This window comes from Streptomyces sp. NPDC050164 (assembly GCF_044459945.1).
GTDB classification, from domain to species: domain Bacteria; phylum Actinomycetota; class Actinomycetes; order Streptomycetales; family Streptomycetaceae; genus Streptomyces; species Streptomyces coeruleorubidus_A.
Map to the genome: position 1 here is coordinate 81,371 of NZ_JBITJK010000006.1, position 23,341 is coordinate 104,711.

The window sequence follows — 23,341 nt, forward strand, 5'->3', positions numbered from 1 at the left end:
TGCGGTCAGGCGTTCTTCGGCTCCACGAACTGCATGTCGAGCTGGATCTTCACCACTTCCCCGAGCAGACCGGGGGCGAAGTCGAGCCCGAACTCGCTGCGCCGGATCTCGCCCGTCGCCTCGAACCCGGCATGCCTGCTGCCGTCCATGGGCACATCGACCAGCCCGCCGAACTCCACGGCGAGCGTCACCGGGCGGGTCACCTCGCCGATGGTCAGCTCGCCCTCCATCGTCCAGTCCTCGCCCTCACCCGACACCCGCGTCGAGCGGTACGTCATCGTCGGGCGCTTCTCGACGTCGAGCAGGTCGGAGGCTCGTACATGCGCGTCCCGGTCGGCGTTGCCGGTGTCGATCGAAGCCAGGTCGACGGTCGCGGAGACCCGCACGTCCTCGACGCGTTCGCCGACGAACAGTTCGGCCTCCAACCGCTCGAAGCGTCCCCGCACCTTGGCGATGCCCAGGTGACGGACGGTGAAGCCCACGGAGGAGTGGAGAGGGTCCAGGGCCCAGTGCCCCGGGGACAGCGGCAGGGCGGTGGCGGAAGCGGCGGTAGCGGTGTCGTTGGTCATGGCCTCCACCCTGAGGGGCGCGCGGTCGGTGAGGGAGACCGGCCGAAGCCTGGTAGTGGCAGGGCCACCCTCCACGCGCGCCGGCGGGGTACGTTCGGCGGGTGAGCGACAACGAGTTGGGCACGTTCCTGCGCACCTGGCGCGAAGCCGTCAGCCCCGCCGAGGTGGGCCTGCCCACCGGTCCGCGGCGCCGTACCCCGGGCCTGCGGCGCGCCGAACTGGCCACGCTCGCGGGCATCAGCATCGAGTACCTCACCCGGCTGGAACAGGGGCGCGACCGCAACCCCTCCGCCCAGGTGCTCGGCGCCCTCGCCGACGCCCTCAACCTGTCTCTCGCCGACCGGATGCTGCTGCGCCGCCTGACCAAGGAGGCGGACGGCGGCGACCCGCTGCTCTGTGCGGCGGCCCCGTCGCTCGGCCGCACGGCCCGCCCCACCGTCCGGTCCGTACTGGACCGCCTGGAGCCGACCCCCGCGCTGGTGGTCAACTGGATCGGCGACATCCTCGCCCACACCGCCGGTTACGAGCGGCTGGCCGGCCCCATCGGCCTGCTCGACGACGAGCCGCCCAACCTGCTCCGCTACCTGTTCACCGACGAGCGGGCGCGCGGCGCTTACCGCGACTGGGACCGGGTGGCCGACGACCTGGTGGCCCAGCTCCGGCACGAGGTCCCGCTCCGGGACCCGTACGTCGCCGAGCTGGCCGACGAGCTGACGGTGACGGCGGGGGCGGACTTCGCCGACCGGTTCGCCGACCTGGCGGTGGCACCGCGGCGGACGGGCTCCCAGCACATCGAGCACCCCGAGGCCGGATCGCTGCGACTGCTGCACGAGACGTTCGCGCTGCCCGACGAAGGCCAGCGCGTCATCGTCCACCTGCCCGCGGACGACGCCACGGCCGCCGCCCTGGACCGCCTCAACGGCCGTCGCCCCGGCGCGCTGCGGGCCGTGGGGCAAGTCGGCTGAGCGACGTGCACCGGGACGCGTTCCGTGTCGTCCGCCCAGCGGGAGGTGTCAGCCCTCCAGCTCGTGCGCGTACGGCGGTTCCGCCCCGGCCCGTGAGCAGGTGATCGCCGCCGCACGGGCCGCGAAGCCCAGCAGCCCCGTCCAGCCGTCGGGCCCCAGCGCGGCCAGCGCCCGCACGCTGAGCGCGTCGCGGGCAGCGAGTCCGTGCAGCAGCGCCGCGTTCACCGTGTCGCCCGCGCCGATCGTGTCCACGACCTCGACCCGCTCGCCCGGCACCGAGTACTCGCCGCCCGCGGTGAAGGCGGTCAGCCCGTCGCCGCCCCGGGTGATCACGACCGCCGCGGGGCCGGCCGCCAGCCACTCCTGGGGCGTGCCGCCGAGCCACCGGGCGTCCTCCTCGGACAGCTTCAGCAGCGACACCGACGGCAGCCAGCTCTTGAACCGCGCCCGGTAGGCGTCCGCGTCCGGGATCAGCCCGGCCCTGATGTTCGGGTCCAGCGCGGTGAACACGCCCTGCGCGGCCGCCGCACGCATCAGCTCCTCGTAGGCGCTCGCCCCCGGCTCCAGCACCAGCGAGCAGGTCCCGAAGGAGACGGCCCGGGTGCCGGGCGGCAGCGCGGAGGGCGGCGTGAACAGCCGGTCCGCCGTCCCGTCGACGTAGAAGGAGTACGCTGCCGAGCCGTCCGCGCCGACCGTGGCGACGGCGAGGGTCGTGGGCTCGGCGCCGCGCTGCACCGATGACACGTCCACACCGGTCGCCCGCAGCCGGTCCAGCAGGGCCTCCCCGAAGGCGTCGTACGACACACGGGAGCAGAAGGTGGCGGGGGAGCCGAGACGGCTCAGTGCCACCGCCGTGTTGTACGGGCCGCCGCCGAGCGCCGGCTGGAGTGCCGCCAGGGCGCCCGTGCCCCGCGGTACCAGGTCGATCAGTGCCTCACCGGCGACGACGATCATGCGACGGTTCCTCTCTCGGACTGCGCGGAGTGCTCAGGCTGGCCGAGCTGCTCAAACCGCACGGACTGCCCCGGCTCCTCGGGGCAGCCGCACGACGTGCGATGGACGAAGGTGCAGGGGAGCCGCACGGTCCGGGCGGGCCGGTCCGGCTCGGCGAGACGCTCCAGCAGCACGCGTACGGCCTGGGCGCCGATGTCCCTGCTGGGCTGCGCGATCGCGGTGAGCCGGGGCGAGAACAGGTCCGCCCAGGCGAAGTCGTCGAAGCAGCACAGCGCGATGTCGCCGGGCACGGACAGGCCGTGCGCGCGCAGGGCGCGCAGCGCCCCGATGGTCATGGCGTTGTTGCCGGTGACCAGCGCGGTGGGCGGCACGGCGAGGGACAGCAGGGCGGCGGTGGCCTGCTCGGCGCCGGCCGACTGCGAGTCGCCGTGCACCAGGAGCCGTTCGTCGTACGGCAGCCCCGCGAACGCGAGGCCGGTTCGATAGCCGGTGATCCGCTCGCTCGTGGTGCTGAGCCCCGGCCGTCCCGCCACCAGCCCGATCCGCCGGTGACCGAGACCGGCGAGATGGATGACCAGCCGGGACGTCGGTTCGGCGTTGTCGGCGCAGACCTGGTCGAAGCGCGGTCCGCCGTCCCGGGCGCCCACTAGCCGGTCGAGGAACACGGCCGGTACGGCGTGCCGCCCCAGGTAGGCGAGCAGTCCGCGCGGATCGGCGGAGGGCGCGACGATCATGCCGTCCACCCGGCGTTCGAGCAGCAGCCGGACGACCTTGCGCTCGTGCTCGGGGTCGTCGTGCGGATCGGCGATCAGGAGGCTGTAGCCGTGCTCCAGGGCACTGGCCTCGACGCCCTGGAGGATCTCGGTGAAGTACGGGTTGCTGATCGCCGACACCGCCAGCCCGATGGACCGGGTGCGGGCCGTCACCAGGGAACGGGCCAGCGTGTTCGTGGTGTAGCCGAGCTCCTCCACGGCGTCCAGGACCGCTTGGCGGGTGTGCGGCAGCACCGGCCGGGTGCCGTTGAGGACGTGCGAGACGGTCGCCACGGAGACACCGGCGCTCCGTGCGACGTCGGCCATGGTCGCCATGGCGTTCCCTCCTCCTCTTCCGGCGGGGAACGTATCGCATCCGGTGCCTGACGTAAACGCTTGCGCAAGCGTTTACGTCCGATCGCGGCCACGGGCCGGAAACCGGCCCCACCGTCGGTCCGGCGGCGGGCCAGGCGATGCTCGCGCTACTCCCAGTCCCAGCCGATCCCCACGGACCCCGCCCGCACCCGCGGCTCGACCAGGTGCACCGAGCGGTGCCGTCCGCTCAGTGCCAGCTCCTGGCAGCCGGTGCGCGGGGCCGCCGCGGAGTGCTGGGCGAAACGGTGGCAGCGCACCGGGAGGGCCGCCGCGTCGAAGCACACCTGGAGCGCGTACTGGCCGCCGGGGGAGTCGAAGCCGCGGAGGTACTCGTGTGACACCCCGGCCGTGCCGTCCTCGACGCCGAAGCGGAACAGGAACGTGTCGCCGGCCAGCAGCCGGGTGTCGAAGAGCAGCTCGGCCGCGAGCACTCCCGTGTCACCGTGCCAACGGACGCGTCCCGTACGGCAGTTCTCCAGCGCGTGCACCCTCATGCGCTCCGGTACGGCTCCCCGGTCGCCGTGGTGGACGGCGATGAAGCGGTCGACACCGTCCCGGTGGGCGCGCACGATGTGGTGCGACTCCCGCTCGGCCAGCTCGCGCCGCGCCCCGATCCGCAGCCGCTCGTGGTGCCCGAGGCTGTGCAGACCGCCGTCCGGCGGGCAGTCCAGCTCGGCCAGCAGCCGGTCCAGCACCCCGGAGGCCTCGACGAGGGAGCGGTAGGAGCGGGCCGCGGACCGCTGCCCGGACGGGCTCTCGCCGGACTCGGCGAGCAGCCGGATCAGCGACTCCTCGGGAAGCTCAAGGATCTCCTCCAGCGCGCGCACGGCCCGCAGCGACTCGGGGCGCTGCGGACGCCTGGCTCCCTGCTGCCAGTAACTCAGGCTGGTGACGCCGACCTTCACCCCCTGGCGGGACAGATGGTGCTGCACGCGTTGCAGCGGCAGCCCGCGGGCGGCTATCGCGGCACGCAGCGCGACGTGGAAGGGGCCGCCGCGTAGAACCGAGTCCAGTTCCGCGGTGGCGGCGTCCGCGTGCTGTGGGGCGTGCGGCATGCAGGGGCCTCTCTGTGAGTCGGCGACGGCTGGTCAGACCGTTCGCGCGGGCCGCCCGGGGCCGTCCCGCCGGCGCAGGAGGAGGTCTTCACATCCGTACGCCGTCGTTCAGGGCCCCGAGTTCCCCCGCATTGAAGCGTGTTGACCTGGTCCCGACAACACCTGATGCCGGACAGTGACGTACTCCCGGCCGGGCCCGTCCGGACATGCGACCGCCCGGGGCGTAGCACCCCGGGCGGTCTCTGCTGCTGACGGCGCACCCGGCCTCGGCCGAGGCCGGCCCCCTGGTCTAGGGTCTGTCGTTTGGATCAGGTCGCAGGGAAGCGACTGTTCTGCTCGGTGCCGGCGAGCGGGGTCTGGTGCGCGCCTCTGCAAGGCGGAGGAGGGCGTCGACGCGGAGCGTCGGCAACCGACGACAACGCCGCAGAGGTGCGTGCCAGACCCCGCGTCTGCGGCGTGATCCAAACGACAGACCCTAGGAGCGGTCGCTTGCGTCCCGTTCCTCGACGGCCAGGCGCTTGGCCCGCACTATGTCGGGGTCGCGCGGGTCGAGGGCGTCGTGCAGCGCGAACGGTTCGTCCGCGTACCGGCGGGCACGGACCGTCCGCCGGGTTTTCTCGATCCGCATCCGCTTCATCTGCGCAGCCCTCCGACCCGTGGCCCGCCCGTTTCGCACCGAAACGGCCGGTCCGCACCGACAACCTGTGCCTGCACTGACACGGACTTTGCCCTTCGGACGTCGCCGTGCCCCGTGGGAAGCCTCCATTCCCGCTCCCGTCGTGCCGTAACCCCGGGCGGGGCATGCCGTTGGAAACTGCCCCCTCGCCGAGCCCGTCATCGTGCCCGCGGTCCCGTCGGACTGTCGGTGCTCGCCAGTAGGGTGTGAGACATGGCCGACCCCTCCAGCTACCGCCCCAAACCGGGTGAGATCCCCGACTCGCCGGGGGTCTACAGGTTCCGCGACGAGCACCGCCGGGTGATCTACGTCGGAAAGGCGAAAAGCCTGCGCCAACGCCTGGCGAACTACTTCCAGGACCTGGCGGGCCTCCACCCGCGCACCCGCTCCATGGTCACCACGGCCGCGTCCGTGGAATGGACGGTGGTGTCCACGGAGGTCGAGGCGCTCCAGCTGGAGTACTCCTGGATCAAGGAGTACGACCCCCGGTTCAACGTCAAGTACCGCGACGACAAGAGCTACCCGTACCTCGCGGTGACGATGAGCGAGGAGTACCCGCGCGTGCAGGTGATGCGCGGTCACAAGAAGAAGGGCGTCCGCTACTTCGGGCCGTACGCGCACGCGTGGGCTATCCGCGACACCGTCGACCTCCTGCTGCGCGTCTTCCCCGTGCGCACCTGCTCCGCCGGCGTCTTCAAGAACGCGGCCCGTACGGGCCGCCCCTGCCTCCTCGGCTACATCGGCAAATGCTCGGCTCCTTGCGTGGACCGGGTCTCCGCCGAGGAGCACCGCGAACTGGCCGACGAGTTCTGCGACTTCATGACCGGCCGCACGAACACGTACATCCGCCGCCTGGAGAAGCAGATGGGCGAGGCGGCCGAGGAGATGGAGTACGAGCGGGCGGCCCGGCTGCGCGACGACATCGAGGCCCTGAAGAAGGCCATGGAGAAGAACGCGGTCGTGCTCGCCGACGCGACCGACGCCGACCTGATCGCGGTCGCCGAGGACGAGCTGGAGGCGGCCGTGCAGATCTTCCACGTGCGCGGCGGACGCGTGCGCGGCCAGCGCGGCTGGGTCACCGACAAGGTCGAGGACATCACCACCGGCGCCCTCGTGGAGCACGCCCTCCAGCAGCTGTACGGCGAGGAGACGGGCGACGCCGTCCCCAAGGAGGTCCTGGTCCCCGCCCTGCCCGACCCCGTGGAGCCCGTCCAGGAGTGGCTCGCCGGCCGGCGCGGCTCGGGCGTCTCCCTGCGCGTCCCGCAGCGCGGCGACAAGAAGGCCCTCATGGAGACGGTCCAGCGCAACGCCCAGCAGGCGCTCGTCCTGCACAAGACCAAGCGCGCCTCCGACCTGACCACGCGCTCGCGTGCCCTGGAGGAGATCGCCGATGCCCTCGACCTGGACAGCGCCCCGCTGCGGATCGAGTGCTACGACATCTCCCACCTCCAGGGCGACGACGTGGTGGCCTCCATGGTCGTCTTCGAGGACGGCCTCGCACGCAAGAGCGAGTACCGGCGGTTCCAGATCAAGGGCTTCGCGGGACAGGACGACGTCCGCTCCATGCACGAGGTGATCACCCGCCGCTTCCGCCGCTACCTCGCCGAGAAGGAGAGGACGGGCGAGTGGGCGGACGAGACCGCTCAGGACGGCGAGACCGCCGAGAGCGGCGAGACCATCGGAACGAGCCTGACCGAGGACGACGGCCGCCCCAAGAAGTTCGCCTACCCGCCCCAGCTCGTGGTCGTCGACGGCGGCGCCCCGCAGGTCGCGGCCGCCCGGCGGGCCCTGGACGAGCTCGGCATCGACGACATCGCCGTGTGCGGCCTCGCCAAGCGTCTGGAGGAGGTCTGGGTGCCCGGCGACGACGACCCGGTGGTCCTGCCCCGCACCAGCGAGGGCCTGTACCTGCTCCAGCGGGTCCGCGACGAGGCCCACCGCTTCGCGATCAGCTACCAGCGCACCAAGCGGTCCAAGCGCTTCCGCTCCAGCCCCCTGGACGACGTCCCGGGGCTCGGGGACACGCGCAAGCAGGCACTCCTGAAGCACTTCGGTTCGTTGAAGAGACTGCGATCCGCCACCATCGACCAGATCTGCGAGGTGCCCGGCATAGGCCGCAAGACCGCCGAGACGATCGCGGCGGCCCTCGCCCAGGCGGCCCCGGCCGCACCCGCCGTCAACACGGCCACTGGAGAGATCATGGAAGAGGAACCCGGCACCATGGGTTCCAGTGGGGAGCCCGTGCGGACGGGCGCCCCGGACGAACGACGGGGGCAGGAGACATGAATGTGAACGAGCACGACGGGCAAGAAGCGCAAGCCGGAGACGGAGCACAGGTGAGTACGGGCACGCCCAACGACAATGCCGCAGTCCCGGACGCGGCCATCCCCGAGCTGGTGATCATCTCCGGCATGTCCGGGGCCGGCCGCTCGACGGCCGCGAAGTGTCTGGAGGACCTCGGCTGGTTCGTCGTCGACAACCTGCCGCCCGCGCTGATCCCCACCATGGTGGAGCTCGGCGCCCGCTCCCAGGGCAACGTGGCCCGGATCGCCGTCGTCGTCGACGTCCGCGGCCGCCGCTTCTTCGACAACCTTCGCGAGTCGCTGGCCGACCTGGAGGCGAAGAACGTCACCCGCAGGATCGTCTTCCTGGAGTCCTCCGACGAGGCCCTGGTGCGCCGCTTCGAGTCGGTGCGCCGCCCGCACCCCCTCCAGGGCGACGGCCGGATCGTCGACGGCATCGCCGCCGAGCGCGAGCTGCTGCGCGAGCTGCGCGGCGACGCCGACCTGGTGATCGACACCTCCAGCCTCAACGTGCACGAGCTGCGCGCCAAGATGGACGCCCAGTTCGCCGGCGAGGAGGAGCCGGAGCTGCGGGCCACGGTCATGTCCTTCGGCTACAAGTACGGGCTGCCGGTCGACGCCGACCTGGTCGTCGACTGCCGCTTCCTGCCGAACCCGCACTGGGTCCCCGAGCTGCGCCCGTACACCGGCCTCAACGACGAGGTCTCCGGATACGTCTTCAACCAGCCCGGCGCCAAGGAGTTCCTCGACCGGTACACCGAGCTCCTCCAGCTCATCGCCACCGGCTACCGCCGTGAGGGCAAGCGCTACGTGACCATCGCCGTGGGCTGCACGGGCGGCAAGCACCGCTCGGTCGCCATGTCGGAGAAGCTCGCCGCCCGGCTCGCCGCCGAGGGCGTGGAGACTGTGGTCGTACACCGGGACATGGGACGCGAATGACACGACGTACTCCGCGGCTGAGCCGGCTGCGCCGGGTGGTGCCCGAGGGCAGCACCGACGGAAGGGGCGGCCGGCCCGCCGAGGCCCGGGGCGGCAGACCCCGCCGCCGGGGCACCCAGCCCAAGGTCGTCGCCCTCGGCGGCGGCATGGGCCTGTCCGCCTCGCTCGCCGCGCTGCGCCGGATCACCGGCGACCTCACCGCCGTCGTCACCGTGGCCGACGACGGCGGCTCCAGCGGCCGGCTGCGCGACGAACTGGGCGTGCTGCCCCCCGGCGACCTGCGCAAGGCCCTGGCGGCACTGTGCGGTGACGACGACTGGGGCCAGACCTGGGCGCGCGTCATCCAGCACCGCTTCCAGTCCCAGGGCGACCTGCACGAACACGCGGTCGGCAACCTTCTGATCGTCGCCCTGTGGGAGCAGCTCGGCGACCACGTCCAGGCCCTCGACCTGGTCGGGCGGCTGCTCGGCGCACAGGGGCGCGTGCTGCCCATGTCCGCCGTCCCGCTGGAGCTCCAGGCCCTGGTCAAGGGCCACGACCCGGCCCGCCCGGACGAGGTGGACACGGTCCGCGGCCAAGCCACCGTCGCCCTCACCCCCGGCGAGGTGCAGTCCGTGCACGTCGTGCCGCACGACCCGCCCGCCGTGCCCGAGGCGGTCGAGGCCGTCCTGGACGCGGACTGGGTGGTGCTCGGCCCCGGTTCCTGGTTCTCCTCGGTCATCCCGCACCTGCTGGTGCCCGAGCTGCTGGACGCGCTCACGCAGACCAAGGCCCGCCGGGTACTCTCCCTGAACCTCGCCCCGCAGCCCGGAGAAACCGAGGGCTTCTCCCCGCAGCGTCATTTGGAGGTTTTGGGACGACACGCCCCTAAACTCGCCCTGGACGTGGTGCTGGCCGACGAGGCCGCCGTGCCCGACCGCGCCTTGCTGACCGATGCCGCCAAGCGGTTCGGGGCCGCGGTCGAGCTGGCGCCGGTGGCCCGGCCCGACGGGACCCCGAGGCATGACCCGGAGCTGTTGGCCGCCGCGTACGACCGTATTTTTCGGATGCATGGAAGGATCGGCCCATGGCGATGACGGCAGCGGTGAAGGACGAGATCTCCCGGCTCCCCGTCACCCGGACCTGCTGCAGAAAGGCGGAGGTCTCCGCCATTCTGCGGTTCGCCGGCGGCCTTCACCTGGTGAGCGGTCGGATCGTGATCGAGGCGGAGCTGGACACGGCGATGGCGGCCCGCCGTCTCAAGCGGGACATCCTGGAGATCTTCGGCCACAGCTCGGAGCTGATCGTGATGGCACCCGGCGGACTGCGCCGCGGCTCGCGCTACGTCGTGCGCGTCGTCGCGGGCGGCGACCAGCTGGCCCGCCAGACCGGCCTGGTCGACGGGCGGGGCCGCCCGATCCGCGGCCTGCCCCCGCAGGTGGTCTCGGGGGCCACCTGCGACGCCGAGGCCGCCTGGCGGGGCGCCTTCCTGGCGCACGGCTCGCTCACCGAGCCCGGCCGCTCCTGCTCCCTGGAGGTGACCTGCCCCGGCCCCGAGGCCGCGCTCGCCCTGGTCGGCGCCGCCCGACGCCTCCAGATCCCCGCGAAGGCCCGCGAGGTGCGCGGCGTGGACCGGGTCGTCGTCCGCGACGGCGACGCGATCGGCGCCCTGCTCACCCGGCTCGGCGCCCACGAGTCGGTGCTGGCCTGGGAGGAGCGCCGGATGCGCCGCGAGGTGCGGGCCACGGCGAACCGGCTCGCCAACTTCGACGACGCCAACCTGCGCCGCTCGGCCCGCGCGGCCGTCGCCGCCGGTGCCCGCGTGCAGCGCGCCCTGGAGATCCTCGGCGAGGACGTGCCCGAGCACCTCGCCGCGGCCGGCCGGCTGCGCATGGAGCACAAGCAGGCCTCCCTGGAGGAGCTGGGCGCGCTCGCCGACCCGCCGCTGACCAAGGACGCCGTCGCCGGCCGGATCCGCCGCCTGCTGGCCATGGCCGACAAGCGCGCCTCCGACCTCGGCATCCCGGGCACGGAGGCCAACCTCTCCGAGGAGCTGGCCGACAATCTCGTGGGCTGAACACACAGTCCGTCAAAAAGCCGGTGCCGACGTCCGCTTGGGTGGTCGGCATCGGCTTTCGCGTGTCGTTGGGGCACTCTTGACTCGATCATGGACTGTCATGAGCCTGGCATCTGTTCGCTGCTGTGGCGAACCCACGCTAGGGGGGTTCATGAGACGAAGAGCGAGATCGATCCTCGCTGTCGGCACGCTCCTGATCGGCGGAGCGAGCATCGCACCCATCGCCCAGGCACAACCGGACAGTTCACCCCCGTCCGACCCGGACGAAGTCAAGGTCTTCCGCGCCGACGTCACCCGCGAGCAGGTACCCCTGCTGCTCGCGGCCGGCCAGGACGGCCATGAACTCAGCGAGCAGGTGCCCGAGAAGGGCACCGCCACCATCGAGGTCATCGTGACCGACCAGCAGGCGAAGAAGCTGGCGAAGCAGGGCGTCGACCTCACCGAGCACGACCTCTCCACCAAGGCAAAAGCCCGCGTCGAGGACGCCGCCGAGGGCGTGTTCCGCCCGTACGGCGGCAAGGGCGGCATCAAGGAGGAGATCCTCAGGACCGCGCAGGACAACCCCGGCCTCACCAAGGTCGTCTCCATCGGCAAGACGGTCAAGGGCCAGGACATCCTCGCGCTGAAGCTCACCAAGGGTGCGAAGAAGACGAAGGACGGCTCCAAGCCCTCGGTCCTCTACCTGTCCAACCAGCACGCCCGCGAGTGGATCACGCCGGAGATGACCCGGCGCCTGATGCACCACTACCTGGACAACTACAAGAAGGACCGGCGCGTCAAGAAGATCGTCGACTCCACCGAACTGTGGTTCGTCATCTCGGCCAACCCCGACGGCTACGACCACACCCACGCCGGCGACGCCAACCGCCTGTGGCGCAAGAACCTGCGGGACGTCAACGGCGACGGCACCATCGGCACCGGCGACGGCGTCGACCTCAACCGTAACTTCGCCTACAAGTGGGGCTACGACGACGAGGGCTCGTCCCCCAACCCCACCAGCGAGACCTACCGCGGCGCCGGACCCAACTCCGAGCCGGAGACCCAGGCCCTGGACGCCTTCCAGAAGCGGATCGGCTTCACGTACGGCATCAACTACCATTCCGCCGCCGAACTCATCCTCTACGGAGTCGGCTGGCAGGTGGCCACGCACACCCCGGACGACGTCCTGTACGAGGCGCTCGCCGGTACGCCCGAGAACCCCGCGGTCCCCGGCTACCACCCGCAGCTCTCCTCCGAGCTGTACACCACCAACGGCGAGGCCGACGGCCACGCGGCGAACGTCAACGGCCTGGCGATGTTCACCCCCGAGATGTCGACCTGCCAGTCCGCCTCCAACGCCGACCCGGACGACGAGTGGAAGGCGTCCGACTGCCGGTCGATCTTCACCTTCCCGGACGACGAGAAGCTGATCCAGCAGGAGTTCGCCAAGAACGTCCCGTTCGCGCTCTCCGTCGCCGAGTCCGCCTCCCACCCCGACCGGCCGTCCTCGTCGGTCGGACTGAGCGCCGCCGACTTCACCCCGGCCGCGTTCCCGCTGTCGTACTCCCGCGGCGCCGACCAGCAGGTCTCCGTCGTCGCACGCAAGTCGCTGCGCGACAAGGAGCTGAAGTACCGCGTCAACGGCGGGCGCACCGAGGACATGGCGCTCAAGCCGTGGAAGGGCGGCGAGACCTACGGCGGTGAGGACAACCTCTACTTCGACGAGTACCGGGCGAAGGTCAAGGACGGCGACCCCGGCGACAAGGTCGAGGTGTGGTTCACCGCAAAGACGAGGAACGGCAAGAAGGTCTCCAGCGAGCGCTTCACCTACACCGTCGCCGAGCGGCCCAAGGCGGACACCCTCGTCGTCGCCGAGGAGGGCGCTGCCGCCACTCAGGCACACAAGTACGTGGACGCCCTCAAGGCCAACGGCCGCAAGGCGCTCGTCTGGGACGTCGCGAAGCAGGGAGCGCCGGACGCGCTCGGCGTGCTGAGCCACTTCGACACCGTCGTCCACTACACGGGCGCGAGCGTCCCCGGCAACGCCACCCAGCTTCAGCTGCGCGCCTTCCTCAACGAGGGCGGCAGGCTGATCGAGGCCGGCGAGCAGGCCGGCGGCCGCGTCGACCTCGGCGGCGCCCTGTCGAACGACTTCAGCCAGTACTACCTGGGCGCCTACAGCCGTACCCCGGCCGCCGGAGCCACCGGCTTCACCGGCTCGGGCGAGCTGGGCGGCTTCACGGGCCCGCTCGCCGCCGCGCCCGGCAACCCCCTGGACAAGGCGGGCCGGTACGGCGTCACCTCCGACGAACTGCCCGCCGACGAGTTCCCGCAGTTCGCGAGCAAGGGCGCCGGACAGTTCGCCGGCGCGGTCAACCCCTACGGCCCGTACGCGGGCTCCTCGATGGCCGCCGCCGTCCACACCGACAACGCCTACAAGCGCCTCACCCGCACCGTGGACCTCACCGCCGTCGCCGCGGCCGACAAGCCCACCCTGCGCACCCGGCTGATGTGGGACACCGAGCCCGGCTACGACAACGTCCTGATCGAAGCCCACACCACGGGCGCCGACGACTGGACGACCCTGCCCGAGACGGGCGGCGCCACCAAGGCCACCGTCCCGGCCGAGTGCGAGGGCGGCTTCTACCTCCGTGAGCACCCCTGGCTGAAGCACTACCTGACCCTGTCGGACGACGGCTGCATCGCGACCGGCAGCACCGGGTCGTGGAACAGCCTCACCGGCGCCTCCGGCGGCTGGCGGCAGGTGGAGTTCGACCTGAGCGCGTACGCCGGCAAGACGGTCGAGGTCTCGATCAGCTACGTCACCGATCCGGGCACCGGCGGGTACGGCGTCCTCGCCGACGACACCTCGCTCGTCGCCGGCGGCACGGCGAAGGAGACGGAGGGCTTCGAGACCTCGCTCGGCGCCTGGAAGGCAGCCGGGCCGCCCGCGGGCAGCCCGGCCGTCCTCAAGGACTGGACCCGCTCCGGGGCGCTGTTCCAGACCTACGGCGCGGTCACCACGGACGACACCGTGCTGCTGGGCTTCGGCCTGGAACACGTCGCCACCGCGGCCGACCGGGCGGCACTGATGAGAAAGGCACTCGCCTCCCTCGACGTGTGATCACGGACGTGTGACCCCCGAGGAGCTGGGAACTCTCCGTCAACAGGCACCACGCCGAGTAGCGAAATCGAGTGATCTCGTTCTCGGTGGCGGGCGGTCCGTACCCCTACTGGCTGGTACGGACCGCCCTGCCGTGTATGGGGCATCTGGATGTCACCACCGCAGCTTCAGGGAGGTAGGGTCGTAGGCGGTCGGGGACATCCCAAACAGAGCTCGCCGGCTCTTCATGGCCGGCGTACCAACGAGGAGATCGGTTCGTGACGATCCGCGTAGGCATCAACGGCTTCGGCCGCATCGGTCGTAACTACTTCCGCGCGCTGCTGGAGCAGGGTGCAGACATCGAGATCGTGGCTGTCAACGACCTGGGTGACACCGCGACCACCGCTCACCTGCTGAAGTACGACACCATCCTCGGCCGCCTCAAGCAGGAGGTCTCGCACACCGAGGACACCATCACCGTCGGCGACAAGACCATCAAGGTCCTCGCCGAGCGCAACCCGGCCGACATCCCCTGGGGCGAGCTGGGCGTCGACATCGTCATCGAGTCGACCGGCATCTTCACCAAGAAGGCCGACGCCGAGAAGCACATCGCCGGCGGCGCCAAGAAGGTCCTCATCTCGGCTCCGGCCAAGGACGAGGACGTCACCATCGTGATGGGCGTCAACCAGGACACGTACGACCCGGCGAACCACCACGTCATCTCCAACGCCTCCTGCACCACCAACTGTGTGGCGCCGATGGCCAAGGTGCTCGACGAGAACTTCGGCATCGTCAAGGGCCTGATGACGACGGTGCACGCGTACACGAACGACCAGCGCATCCTGGACTTCCCGCACAAGGACCTGCGCCGCGCCCGTGCCGCCGCCGAGAACATCATCCCGACCACCACGGGCGCCGCCAAGGCCACCGCGCTGGTCCTCCCGCAGCTCAAGGGCAAGCTGGACGGCATGGCCATGCGCGTCCCGGTCCCGACCGGTTCGGTCACCGACCTGGTCCTCGAGCTCGGCCGCGAGGTCACCAAGGAAGAGGTCAACGCCGCCTTCCAGAAGGCCGCCGAGGGCGAGCTGAAGGGCATCCTCGAGTACACCGAGGACCCGATCGTCTCGTCCGACATCGTCAACGCCCCGGCGTCCTGCACCTTCGACTCCTCCCTGACCATGGTCCAGGAGGGCAAGAACGTGAAGGTCATCGGCTGGTACGACAACGAGTGGGGCTACTCCAACCGCCTCGTCGACCTGACGGTCTTCGTCGGCAACCAGCTCTGATCCACGGAGCCGGCACGTCCATGTGAGAGCAGGGCTCGGGCAGCGCGAGAATGCGCTGTCCGAGCCCTGACTCACGTACAGATCAGAGCTGTTCGATCACGAGCGCTTACGAGCGATCACGAGCTCTTTCAGGAGTCCCCTCATGAAGACGATCGATGAACTCCTCTCCGAAGGGGTAGCGGGCAAGCGGGTCTTCGTCCGTGCCGACCTGAACGTGCCGCTGGACGGCACCACCATCACCGACGACGGCCGGATCCGCGCCGTGGTGCCCACGGTCAAGGCCCTCGCCGACGCGGGCGCCCGGGTGGTCGTCGCCTCGCACCTGGGCCGCCCCAAGGGCGCCCCGGACCCGGCCTTCTCCCTCGCCCCGGCCGCCGCCCGACTCGGTGAACTCCTCGGCACCGACGTACCGTTCGCCACCGACACGGTCGGCGAGTCCGCCCGGGCCACCGTCGCCGCCCTCGCCGACGGCCAGGTCGCGGTCGTCGAGAACCTTCGCTTCAACGCCGGCGAGACCAGCAAGGACGACGCCGAGCGCGGCGCCTTCGCCGACCAGCTCGCCGCCCTCGCGGACCTCTACGTCGGCGACGGCTTCGGCGCCGTGCACCGCAAGCACGCCTCCGTCTACGACCTCCCGGCCCGGCTGCCGCACGCCGCCGGCTACCTCATCGCCAAGGAGGTCGCCGTGCTGAAGAAGCTGACGGAGGACCTCCAGCGGCCCTACGTCGTCGCCCTCGGCGGCGCCAAGGTCTCCGACAAGCTCGCCGTCATCGACCAGCTGCTCGGCAAGGCCGACCGCATCCTCATCGGCGGCGGCATGGCCTACACCTTCCTCAAGGCCAAGGGCTACGAGGTCGGCAAGTCCCTCCTCCAGGAGGACCAGATCCCGGCCGTCCAGGAGTACCTCGAGCGGGCCGAGAAGACCGGCGTCGAGCTGGTCGTGCCCGTCGACGCCCTGACGGCGACCGAGTTCCCGGACCTGAAGACCAAGGCTGCCGCCCACCCCACGACCGTCGCCGCGGACGCCATCCCGGCCGACCAGATGGGCCTCGACATCGGGCCCGAGACCCGCAAGCTGTACGCGTCCAAGCTCGCCGACGCCGCCACCGTCTTCTGGAACGGACCCATGGGCGTCTTCGAGCACCCCGACTACGCCGAGGGCACCAAGGCGGTCGCCCAGGCCCTCGTCGAATCCAAGGGCTTCACCGTGGTCGGCGGCGGCGACTCCGCCGCCGCCGTGCGCACCCTGGGCTTCGACGAGACGGCATTCGGCCACATCTCGACCGGTGGCGGCGCCTCCCTCGAATACCTCGAGGGCAAGACGCTCCCCGGCCTCGCCGCACTGGAGGACTGACCCCTTATGAGCACGCGCACGCCGCTGATGGCGGGCAACTGGAAGATGAACCTCAACCACCTCGAGGCCATCGCCCACGTCCAGAAGCTCGCCTTCGCCCTGGCCGACAAGGACTACGAGGCCGTCGAGGTCGCCGTCCTGCCGCCCTTCACCGACCTGCGTTCCGTGCAGACCCTGGTCGACGGCGACAAGCTCAAGATCAAGTACGGCGCCCAGGACATCTCGGCACACGACAGCGGTGCCTACACCGGCGAGATCTCCGGCCCCATGCTGGCCAAGCTGAAGTGCACGTTCGTCGCCGTCGGCCACAGCGAGCGCCGTCAGTACCACGCCGAGACCGACGAACTGGTGAACGCCAAGGTCAAGGCCGCCTACAAGCACGGCCTGACCCCCATCCTGTGCGTCGGCGAGGAGCTGGAGGTCCGTGAGGCGGGCAACCACGTCTCCCACACCCTCGCCCAGGTCGAGGGCGGTCTGAAGGACCTCTCCGCCGAGCAGGCCGAGACCATCGTGATCGCCTACGAGCCCGTCTGGGCCATCGGCACCGGCAAGGTCTGCGGTGCCGAGGACGCCCAGGAGGTCTGCGCGGCGATCCGCGGCAAGATCGCCGAGCTGTACTCGCAGGACGTGGCCGACAAGGTCCGCATCCAGTACGGCGGCTCCGTGAAGTCCGGCAACGTCGCCGAGATCATGGCCCAGGCCGACATCGACGGCGCCCTGGTCGGCGGCGCCTCGCTGGACGCCGACGAGTTCGTCAAGATCGTGCGCTTCCGCGACCAGTGAGTATGCGGTAGGCGCGATCCGTCGTACCCTTGCGGGGTCCAGCACTGTGCTGGGCCCCGCGTCGTCCATCCGAATCCGAGGAAGTTGGTCCAGCCGTGGTTTTGGGGTTCTCGATCGCCCTGATCGTCTTCAGCCTGCTGATGATGCTGCTGGTGCTGATGCACAAGGGGAAGGGCGGCGGCCTCTCCGACATGTTCGGTGGCGGCATGCAGTCCTCCGTCGGCGGCTCCTCGGTCGCCGAACGCAACCTCGACCGGATCACCGTCGTGGTCGGTCTGCTCTGGTTCGCGTGCATTATCGTGCTCGGCATCCTGATGAAGGTGAACAACTGACCGGCCCGCATTACGCACGCAATACGTACGTACGCGATACGTACGTAAGGCCCCATGTTCGGTACGCGCGGCAAAGCGCGGCCTATCATGGGGCTTGCGTCTAGGTGTGAGGGTTGTAACTCCAATCACTGGACGCGCGTTGGGCCTTACGTAGACTGAGGCGCTCGCAGCGAAGCGGAACGCCGACTCGCTTCGCGGCACCATCACGCAGGGAGTTACGACCGTGGCAAGTGGCAACGCGATCCGGGGAAGCCGGGTCGGGGCGGGGCCGATGGGCGAGGCCGAGCGCGGCGAGTCCGCGCCGCGGCTGCGCATCTCCTTCTGGTGCTCCAACGGACACGAGACCCAGCCGAGCTTCGCCAGCGACGCGCAGGTGCCCGAAACCTGGGACTGTCCCCGCTGCGGCTTTCCGGCCGGCCAGGACCGGGACAACCCGCCGGACCCGCCGCGCACCGAGCCCTACAAGACACACCTGGCGTACGTGCGGGAGCGGCGCAGCGACGCGGACGGCGAGGCGATCCTCGCCGAGGCGCTCGCCAAACTGCGGGGCGAAATCTAGGAGTTGAGACCGGCCGGGCACCAGCAGGTGCCCGGCCGGAGTTTCAATGGCTGAGTCAAGGCCGTAGGGCGCCCTCTGCCCCGTGCGGGTAGCACCTCGTCTTGAGATCGTTGTGCCTCAGCCGACGAAAGCCAGCCACGATGGCGGGCACGCCGACGGATCAGGCGCGTGTGTGCCTCGCTGGACCCCCACTGGCCTCAACCATGCTGCCGGTTCTTTGCCGTCGGGCTGAGTCAGGCCGTCTGTGTGGTGGGTGGGCTGGAAGTGAAGGCTCGGTCGTCGCGTAGGAGAGCCCACAGCACGCTGGTGCGGCGTCGTGCGAGGGCGATGACGGCCTGGACGTGTTTGCAGCCCTCGCCGCGTTTCTTGAGGTAGTACTCCCGGTTCGGGCCGTCGCGGACGATGCTGGTCTGAGCGGAGAGGTAGAAGACTCTGCGCAGGCGGCGGCTGTAGCGCTTGGGCGGTGCAGGTTGCCGGTGCGCCGGCCGGAATCGCGTGGGACAGGGACCAGCCCGGCGGCTGAGGCAAGGTGGCCGGCGTCGGCGTAGGCGGTCAGGTCGCCCGCGGCGACGACGAACGCGGCTCCGAGAACGGGGCCCATGCCGGGCAGAGACTCGATGATCTCGGCCTGTGGATGGGTGCGGAAGGAGTCGCGGATCTGCCGGTCGATGCGCCCCAGCCGGTCGTCCAGGGCCAGAATCTGCATCGCCAGGTCGGCGACGATCTGTGCGGCGGTGTCCTCGCCGGGCAGCGCGGTCTGCTGGGCCTGGGCGGCTTCCACGGCCGCGACGGCCACGTTGTCCGCGTCGCGGACACCCCGATTGGCCAGCCAGGCTGTCAGGCGAGTCAAGCCGCGTCGGCGGAGGGCGGCCGGGGTCTGGTAGCCGGTCAGCAACACCAGCGCGCCCTTGCGGGCCGAGTAGTCGAAGGCGCGCTCCAGAGCGGGGAACATGCCGGTGAGCACGTCGCGTAGCCGGTTGACCGTTCGCACCCGGTCGGTGATCAGGTCGGTGCGGCGGGCGGTCAGGAGCGCGAGGTCGGCGGCCAGCTGCGCGGGCACGTCGAGAGTGGCGAAGTCCCGTCGGTGGCGGGCGGTTTCGGCGATGACGTAGGCGTCGCGGGCATCTGTCTTGGCCTCGCCCCGGTAGGCGCCTGCCATGCGGTTGACGGTGCGGCCGGGCACATAGACGGCCCTTTGGCCGTGGGCTGCCAGCAGCGCCAGCAACAGTGCCGAGGACCTGCTGGAGATGTCCACCGCCCAGTGCACCTCGTCGGCCAGGTCCAGGATCTCGCCGAGCGCGGTCAGGATCGCCGACTCGTCATTTTCGATCTTCTTCGACCACAGGGTCGCGCCGGTCTCGTCGACCACTGCGGCCCAGTGATGGCCCTTGCCCGCGTCGATACCGGCCCATATCCGGGCCCGCTGTTTGCTCACGTGTCCCTCCCGCAGCCGAGTTCCTGCCGTCGGGCCCGTAGGACACCCCGTCGTCAGCTCCGTAAACAGCGACGCGTTCCGCGTATTTCAATCAGCGACCAGGGCGCCCCGGAGGGCCGGACGGCCACTCCAGCCGAGCCACGGTCGGCAAGCTGCTTTGAAGCCACATCCGACCCTCCCGGGCCACCGAACAACTTACGGAGCTGCTTTGAGCACCGGCGGACCGCTGCTCGCGGACCGATTGTCAGTGGTGCCCTCTACGGTTTGTGCATCGGGCGAACCGTGAGGGGGAACAGTGGCGACGGTCGAGGTGGGAAGCATGCGCGCGCCCGCGTGGCGCGGGGGCTTCGGACGGCTGTGGAGCGCCGCCGTGCTGTCCAGTCTCGGTGACGCGCTGCGTACGGCCGCGCTGCCCCTGCTCGCCGTCACGCTGACCGACGAGCCGCTGCTCATCGCCTCCGTCACGGCCTGCGGCTATCTGCCCTGGATCGTCTTCGGCCTGCTCGGCGGGGCCGTCGCCGACCGGGTGGACCAGCGGCGGGCCATGTGGAGGGTGGATGCCTTACGGGGGCTGCTGGTCGCCGCCTTCGCGGTGGCCGTCGCCCTCGGTCACGCCTCGATCGGCCTGCTCATCGTGCTGGCCTTCGCCCTGACCACCCTCCAGACCCTGTTCGACAACGCCGCGACGGCACTGCTGCCCGCTCTGGTCGACCGGGACGTTCTCGGCAGTGCCAACGCCCGGCTGCTGACCGGCCAGCGCATCGCGGGCGGCCTGCTCGGCGGGCCCGTCGTGCCGCTGCTCCTGACGGCCGGGGCGGCCGTGCCGTTCGCGGCCGACGCCGTGACCTTCCTGGTGGCCGCCGCGCTGATCGCCTCACTGCCGGCCGCCGAGTCCGACCGGAAGCCCGGACCGGCGGGCAGCACCCTGCGCCGCGAGATCGCGGAGGGGCTGCGCACCCTGTGGCGCGACCGCGCGCTGCGCGGCCTGTGCGCCGCCACCGCTCTGTGCAACATCGGCATGGGCACCCAGCTCGCCATGCTGGTCGTCCTCGTCACCGACTGGCTCGGCGCGGGTCCCGCGGGATACGCCGCGGCGGGCGCGGCCTTCACCCTGGGCAGCCTGGCCGGGGGAGTGTCGAACGGCCGGCTGGTCGCGCGTCTCGGCCGGCTGCGGTCCGTGCTGTTCGCCGGCTCGGTGCAGACCGCCGCCCTCGTCGTCATGGGCACCGTGCGCAGCCTGGCAGTACTGGTGGGCGCGCTGGCCGTCTTCGGGCTCATGGGCATGGTGTGGAACGTCAACACGACGACACTGATGCAGGAGCGCAGCCCCGCCGAACAGCTGGGCCGGGTCAGCTCGGCCTTCAGGACCCTGGCCTTCGCCGGCGTGCCCCTCGGCGCCCTGCTGGGCGGGGCCGTCGCCACCGCCTGGGGGCCGAACACCCCGCCCCTGCTCACGGCCGCCTTCTTCGTCCTCGCCGTCATCGCGCTGATACCCGCGCTCAAGGTGAACGTAGTTGTTGCCGAGCCGGACGACGGCGCCACGACAGCCGATGTCACGCGCTGATCAATTAGGTTGGGACCGGCAGCGGGGCAAGGTACGCAGGCAGGACAGGAAAGAAGGCTGAAGTCCGAGATGAACGCAGACGGCCGTACCAGGCTCAACCAGACGTCCGAGTGGACGGCACTGGCCAAGCACCGTGAAGAGCTGGGCGACGTCCAGCTGCGCGAGCTGTTCGCCGCCGACTCCGGCCGCGGCACCGCGTACACCCTCCGGGTCGGCGACCTGTACGTCGACTACTCCAAGCACCTCGTCACCGACGACACCCTGCGGCTGCTGCGCGAACTGGCCGCCGCCACCGACGTGTTCGGGCTCCGGGACGCCATGTTCCGCGGCGAGAAGATCAACACCACCGAGAACCGGGCCGTGCTGCACACCGCGCTGCGGGCGCCGCGGGACGCGGTCGTCGAGGTCGACGGTGAGGACGTGGTGCCGGGCGTGCACGCGGTGCTCGACAAGATGGCCGACTTCGCCGACCGTGTCCGCTCCGGCGCGTGGACCGGCCACACCGGCAAGCGCATCAGGAACGTGGTCAACGTCGGCATCGGCGGCTCCGACCTGGGTCCCGCGATGGCGTACGAGGTGCTGCGCGCCTTCACCGACCGCGACCTGACGGTCCGCTTCGTGTCGAACGTGGACGGCGCCGACCTGCACGAGGCGGTGCGGGATCTGGACCCGGCCCAGACGCTGTTCGTCATCGCCTCCAAGACCTTCACCACCATCGAGACGGTCACCAACGCCACGTCCGCGCGCGGCTGGCTGCTGGACGCGCTCGGTGACGAGGCCGCCGTCGCCAAGCACTTCGTGGCTCTGTCGACGAACGCCGAGAAGGTCGCCGAGTTCGGCATCGACACGGCCAACATGTTCGAGTTCTGGGACTGGGTCGGCGGCCGTTATTCGTACGACTCCGCGATCGGTCTCGCCCTGATGATCGCGATCGGCCCGGACCGCTTCCGGGAGATGCTCGAAGGCTTCCGGATCGTCGACGAGCACTTCCGCACCGCGCCCGCCGAGTCCAACGTGCCGCTGCTGCTGGGGCTGTTGGGCATCTGGTACGGCAACTTCCACGACGCCCAGTCGCACGCGGTGCTGCCCTACAGCCACTACCTGTCCAAGTTCACCGCCTACCTCCAGCAGCTCGACATGGAGTCCAACGGAAAGTACGTCGGCCGGGACGGGCGTGAGGTGGAGTGGCAGACCGGGCCGGTGGTGTGGGGCACGCCGGGCACCAACGGGCAGCACGCCTACTACCAGCTCATCCACCAGGGCACGAAGCTCATTCCGGCGGACTTCATCGGCTTCGCCCGGCCCGTCGCCGAGCTGGGCGACCGGCTCAAGGCGCAGCACGACCTGCTGATGGCCAACTTCTTCGCCCAGACGCAGGCGCTCGCCTTCGGCAAGACCCCGCAGGAGGTGCGGGCCGAGGGTGTGCCGGAGGAGCTGGTGCCGCACAAGACGTTCAAGGGCAACCACCCGACGACCACGATCCTGGCTCCCGAGCTGACGCCGTCGGTCCTCGGCCAGCTGGTCGCCCTCTACGAGCACAAGGTGTTCGTGCAGGGCGCGGTGTGGAACATCGACTCCTTCGACCAGTGGGGCGTGGAGCTGGGCAAGGTCCTCGCCAAGCGCGTCGAGCCCGCGCTGACGGAGGGCGCCGAGGTCGAGGGCCTGGACGCCTCCACCAAGGCGCTGGTCGCCACGTACCGGGAGCTGCGCGGCAGGCAGTGACGACCGCCGGGCGGGAGGCGGACGGCGGCGCGCTGTCCGCCCACCGCCCGGCGGCGGCCCCTCCGCTGCCCGTAGACTCCCGGACGATCATCACGGCGAGTGCTCGGGGGAGCGCGAAATGGCACGCGCACGCGGAAGTTGGACAGGCGGCACGCTGACGGTCCGGTCCGTCCTGAAGCCCCAGGACGTGGCCCGGGTGGTGTTCCACCCCGCGTGGATACCACAGCCGGTCGATCCGTCCGTGGAGCGGCTGAAGAAGTTCCGGGTCATCGCCGGGGCGGTCGCGTCCCTCGGGGTCTACACCTTCATCGAGGGCGGCTTCGACTTCACGGAGCTGCTGGAGAACGCGATGACGGTCTCCGTCGTCCTGCTCTTCCTCACGCCGCTGACGGTCGGGGCGATGCTCTGGATCTGGCGGCGCGGCGGCACGGTGCGGCAGCTGCGGGTGCCGCTGCTCAACTCCCTGCTGCTGCTCCTGCTGTTCGTCGGATGCGTGGCCGCCCTGCTGCTGCTGGTGCAGACGGTGAACGGGTCGGCGACCCCGCCGTGATCATCGGGGTCGGCCTGACGATGATGTGGA

Annotated in this window: 19 protein-coding genes and 1 pseudogene; 14 read left to right on the forward strand and 6 right to left on the reverse strand. The window is 70.8% G+C overall.

Going from position 1 to position 23,341, the window contains the following annotated elements:
- Positions 1-5 precede the first annotated feature (5 nt).
- Complete coding sequence (locus ACIBNA_RS12080; RefSeq protein WP_399165106.1) at positions 6-569, reverse strand: YceI family protein; 564 nt, start codon at positions 567-569, stop codon at positions 6-8.
- 101 nt (positions 570-670) lie between these two features.
- On the opposite strand from ACIBNA_RS12080, the gene ACIBNA_RS12085 reads away from it, so the two are divergent.
- A complete protein-coding gene (locus ACIBNA_RS12085) occupies positions 671-1,534 on the forward strand; it encodes a helix-turn-helix domain-containing protein (protein ID WP_399165107.1) in 864 nt (287 codons plus the stop codon).
- A gap of 48 nt (positions 1,535-1,582) precedes the next feature.
- Here ACIBNA_RS12085 and ACIBNA_RS12090 read toward each other — a convergent pair whose 3' ends face one another.
- From ACIBNA_RS12090 to ACIBNA_RS12105, 4 genes are all read right to left on the reverse strand, one after another.
- The gene (locus tag ACIBNA_RS12090) at positions 1,583-2,488 is read right to left on the reverse strand and encodes a carbohydrate kinase (RefSeq protein WP_399165108.1); all 906 of its coding nucleotides are present in this window, start codon (positions 2,486-2,488) and stop codon (positions 1,583-1,585) included.
- On the reverse strand, positions 2,485-3,576 hold the full coding sequence (locus ACIBNA_RS12095) for a LacI family DNA-binding transcriptional regulator (protein ID WP_399165109.1): 1,092 nt from the start codon (positions 3,574-3,576) through the stop codon (positions 2,485-2,487). Before ACIBNA_RS12095 ends, ACIBNA_RS12090 begins: the two co-directional genes overlap by 4 nt.
- A 146-nt stretch (positions 3,577-3,722) precedes the next feature.
- Positions 3,723-4,670: a hypothetical protein gene (locus tag ACIBNA_RS12100; RefSeq protein WP_399165110.1), complete on the reverse strand. Its 948-nt coding sequence runs from the start codon at positions 4,668-4,670 to the stop codon at positions 3,723-3,725.
- 475 nt (positions 4,671-5,145) lie between these two features.
- Positions 5,146-5,298 (reverse strand): hypothetical protein, encoded by a 153-nt coding sequence (locus tag ACIBNA_RS12105; protein ID WP_399165111.1) that lies wholly within the window; start codon positions 5,296-5,298, stop codon positions 5,146-5,148.
- A 261-nt stretch (positions 5,299-5,559) separates the two neighbouring features.
- On the opposite strand from ACIBNA_RS12105, the gene uvrC reads away from it, so the two are divergent.
- The 10 genes from uvrC to ACIBNA_RS12155 all read left to right on the forward strand — a co-directional run bounded on the left by uvrC (position 5,560) and on the right by ACIBNA_RS12155 (position 18,040).
- Positions 5,560-7,632 (forward strand): excinuclease ABC subunit UvrC, encoded by a 2,073-nt coding sequence (gene uvrC, locus ACIBNA_RS12110; protein WP_399165112.1) that lies wholly within the window; start codon positions 5,560-5,562, stop codon positions 7,630-7,632.
- On the forward strand, positions 7,629-8,588 hold the full coding sequence (gene rapZ / locus ACIBNA_RS12115; RefSeq protein ID WP_399165113.1) for an RNase adapter RapZ: 960 nt from the start codon (positions 7,629-7,631) through the stop codon (positions 8,586-8,588). The genes uvrC and rapZ overlap by 4 nt, the downstream gene beginning before the upstream one ends.
- Positions 8,585-9,664 (forward strand): uridine diphosphate-N-acetylglucosamine-binding protein YvcK, encoded by a 1,080-nt coding sequence (gene yvcK / locus ACIBNA_RS12120; RefSeq protein ID WP_399165114.1) that lies wholly within the window; start codon positions 8,585-8,587, stop codon positions 9,662-9,664. The genes rapZ and yvcK overlap by 4 nt, the downstream gene beginning before the upstream one ends.
- Positions 9,655-10,644, forward strand: coding sequence for a DNA-binding protein WhiA (gene whiA / locus ACIBNA_RS12125; protein ID WP_338777341.1), 990 nt, complete (start codon positions 9,655-9,657; stop codon positions 10,642-10,644). Before yvcK ends, whiA begins: the two co-directional genes overlap by 10 nt.
- 151 nt (positions 10,645-10,795) lie before the next feature.
- Entirely contained in the window at positions 10,796-13,747 is a 2,952-nt protein-coding gene (locus tag ACIBNA_RS12130; RefSeq protein ID WP_399165115.1) for a M14 family zinc carboxypeptidase, read from the forward strand.
- A gap of 257 nt (positions 13,748-14,004) precedes the next feature.
- Positions 14,005-15,012: a type I glyceraldehyde-3-phosphate dehydrogenase gene (gene gap / locus ACIBNA_RS12135; RefSeq protein WP_010039682.1), complete on the forward strand. Its 1,008-nt coding sequence runs from the start codon at positions 14,005-14,007 to the stop codon at positions 15,010-15,012.
- A gap of 142 nt (positions 15,013-15,154) precedes the next feature.
- Entirely contained in the window at positions 15,155-16,366 is a 1,212-nt protein-coding gene (locus ACIBNA_RS12140; protein WP_399165116.1) for a phosphoglycerate kinase, read from the forward strand.
- A 6-nt stretch (positions 16,367-16,372) separates the two neighbouring features.
- The gene (gene tpiA / locus ACIBNA_RS12145) at positions 16,373-17,149 is read left to right on the forward strand and encodes a triose-phosphate isomerase (protein ID WP_399165117.1); all 777 of its coding nucleotides are present in this window, start codon (positions 16,373-16,375) and stop codon (positions 17,147-17,149) included.
- A gap of 101 nt (positions 17,150-17,250) precedes the next feature.
- The gene (gene secG / locus ACIBNA_RS12150) at positions 17,251-17,481 is read left to right on the forward strand and encodes a preprotein translocase subunit SecG (RefSeq protein WP_005477937.1); all 231 of its coding nucleotides are present in this window, start codon (positions 17,251-17,253) and stop codon (positions 17,479-17,481) included.
- Between the two features lie 223 nt (positions 17,482-17,704).
- A complete protein-coding gene (locus ACIBNA_RS12155; protein WP_003976875.1) occupies positions 17,705-18,040 on the forward strand; it encodes an RNA polymerase-binding protein RbpA in 336 nt (111 codons plus the stop codon).
- Positions 18,041-18,273: 233 nt separating this feature from the next.
- Here the strand turns inward: ACIBNA_RS12155 and ACIBNA_RS12160 are convergent.
- Positions 18,274-19,475: pseudogene (locus ACIBNA_RS12160) on the reverse strand (IS110 family transposase).
- A 319-nt stretch (positions 19,476-19,794) separates the two neighbouring features.
- Between ACIBNA_RS12160 and ACIBNA_RS12165 the strand changes: the two are divergent.
- The 3 genes from ACIBNA_RS12165 (at position 19,795) to ACIBNA_RS12175 (ending at position 23,311) form a co-directional block, all read left to right on the forward strand.
- A complete protein-coding gene (locus ACIBNA_RS12165) occupies positions 19,795-21,039 on the forward strand; it encodes an MFS transporter (protein ID WP_399165118.1) in 1,245 nt (414 codons plus the stop codon).
- Between the two features lie 69 nt (positions 21,040-21,108).
- Positions 21,109-22,761 carry a glucose-6-phosphate isomerase gene (pgi, locus tag ACIBNA_RS12170; protein WP_399165119.1) on the forward strand — a complete coding sequence of 551 codons (1,653 nt, stop codon included), beginning with the start codon at positions 21,109-21,111 and terminating at the stop codon, positions 22,759-22,761.
- A gap of 118 nt (positions 22,762-22,879) precedes the next feature.
- Positions 22,880-23,311, forward strand: coding sequence for a hypothetical protein (locus ACIBNA_RS12175; protein WP_399165120.1), 432 nt, complete (start codon positions 22,880-22,882; stop codon positions 23,309-23,311).
- The last annotated feature ends 30 nt before the right edge of the window (positions 23,312-23,341 follow it).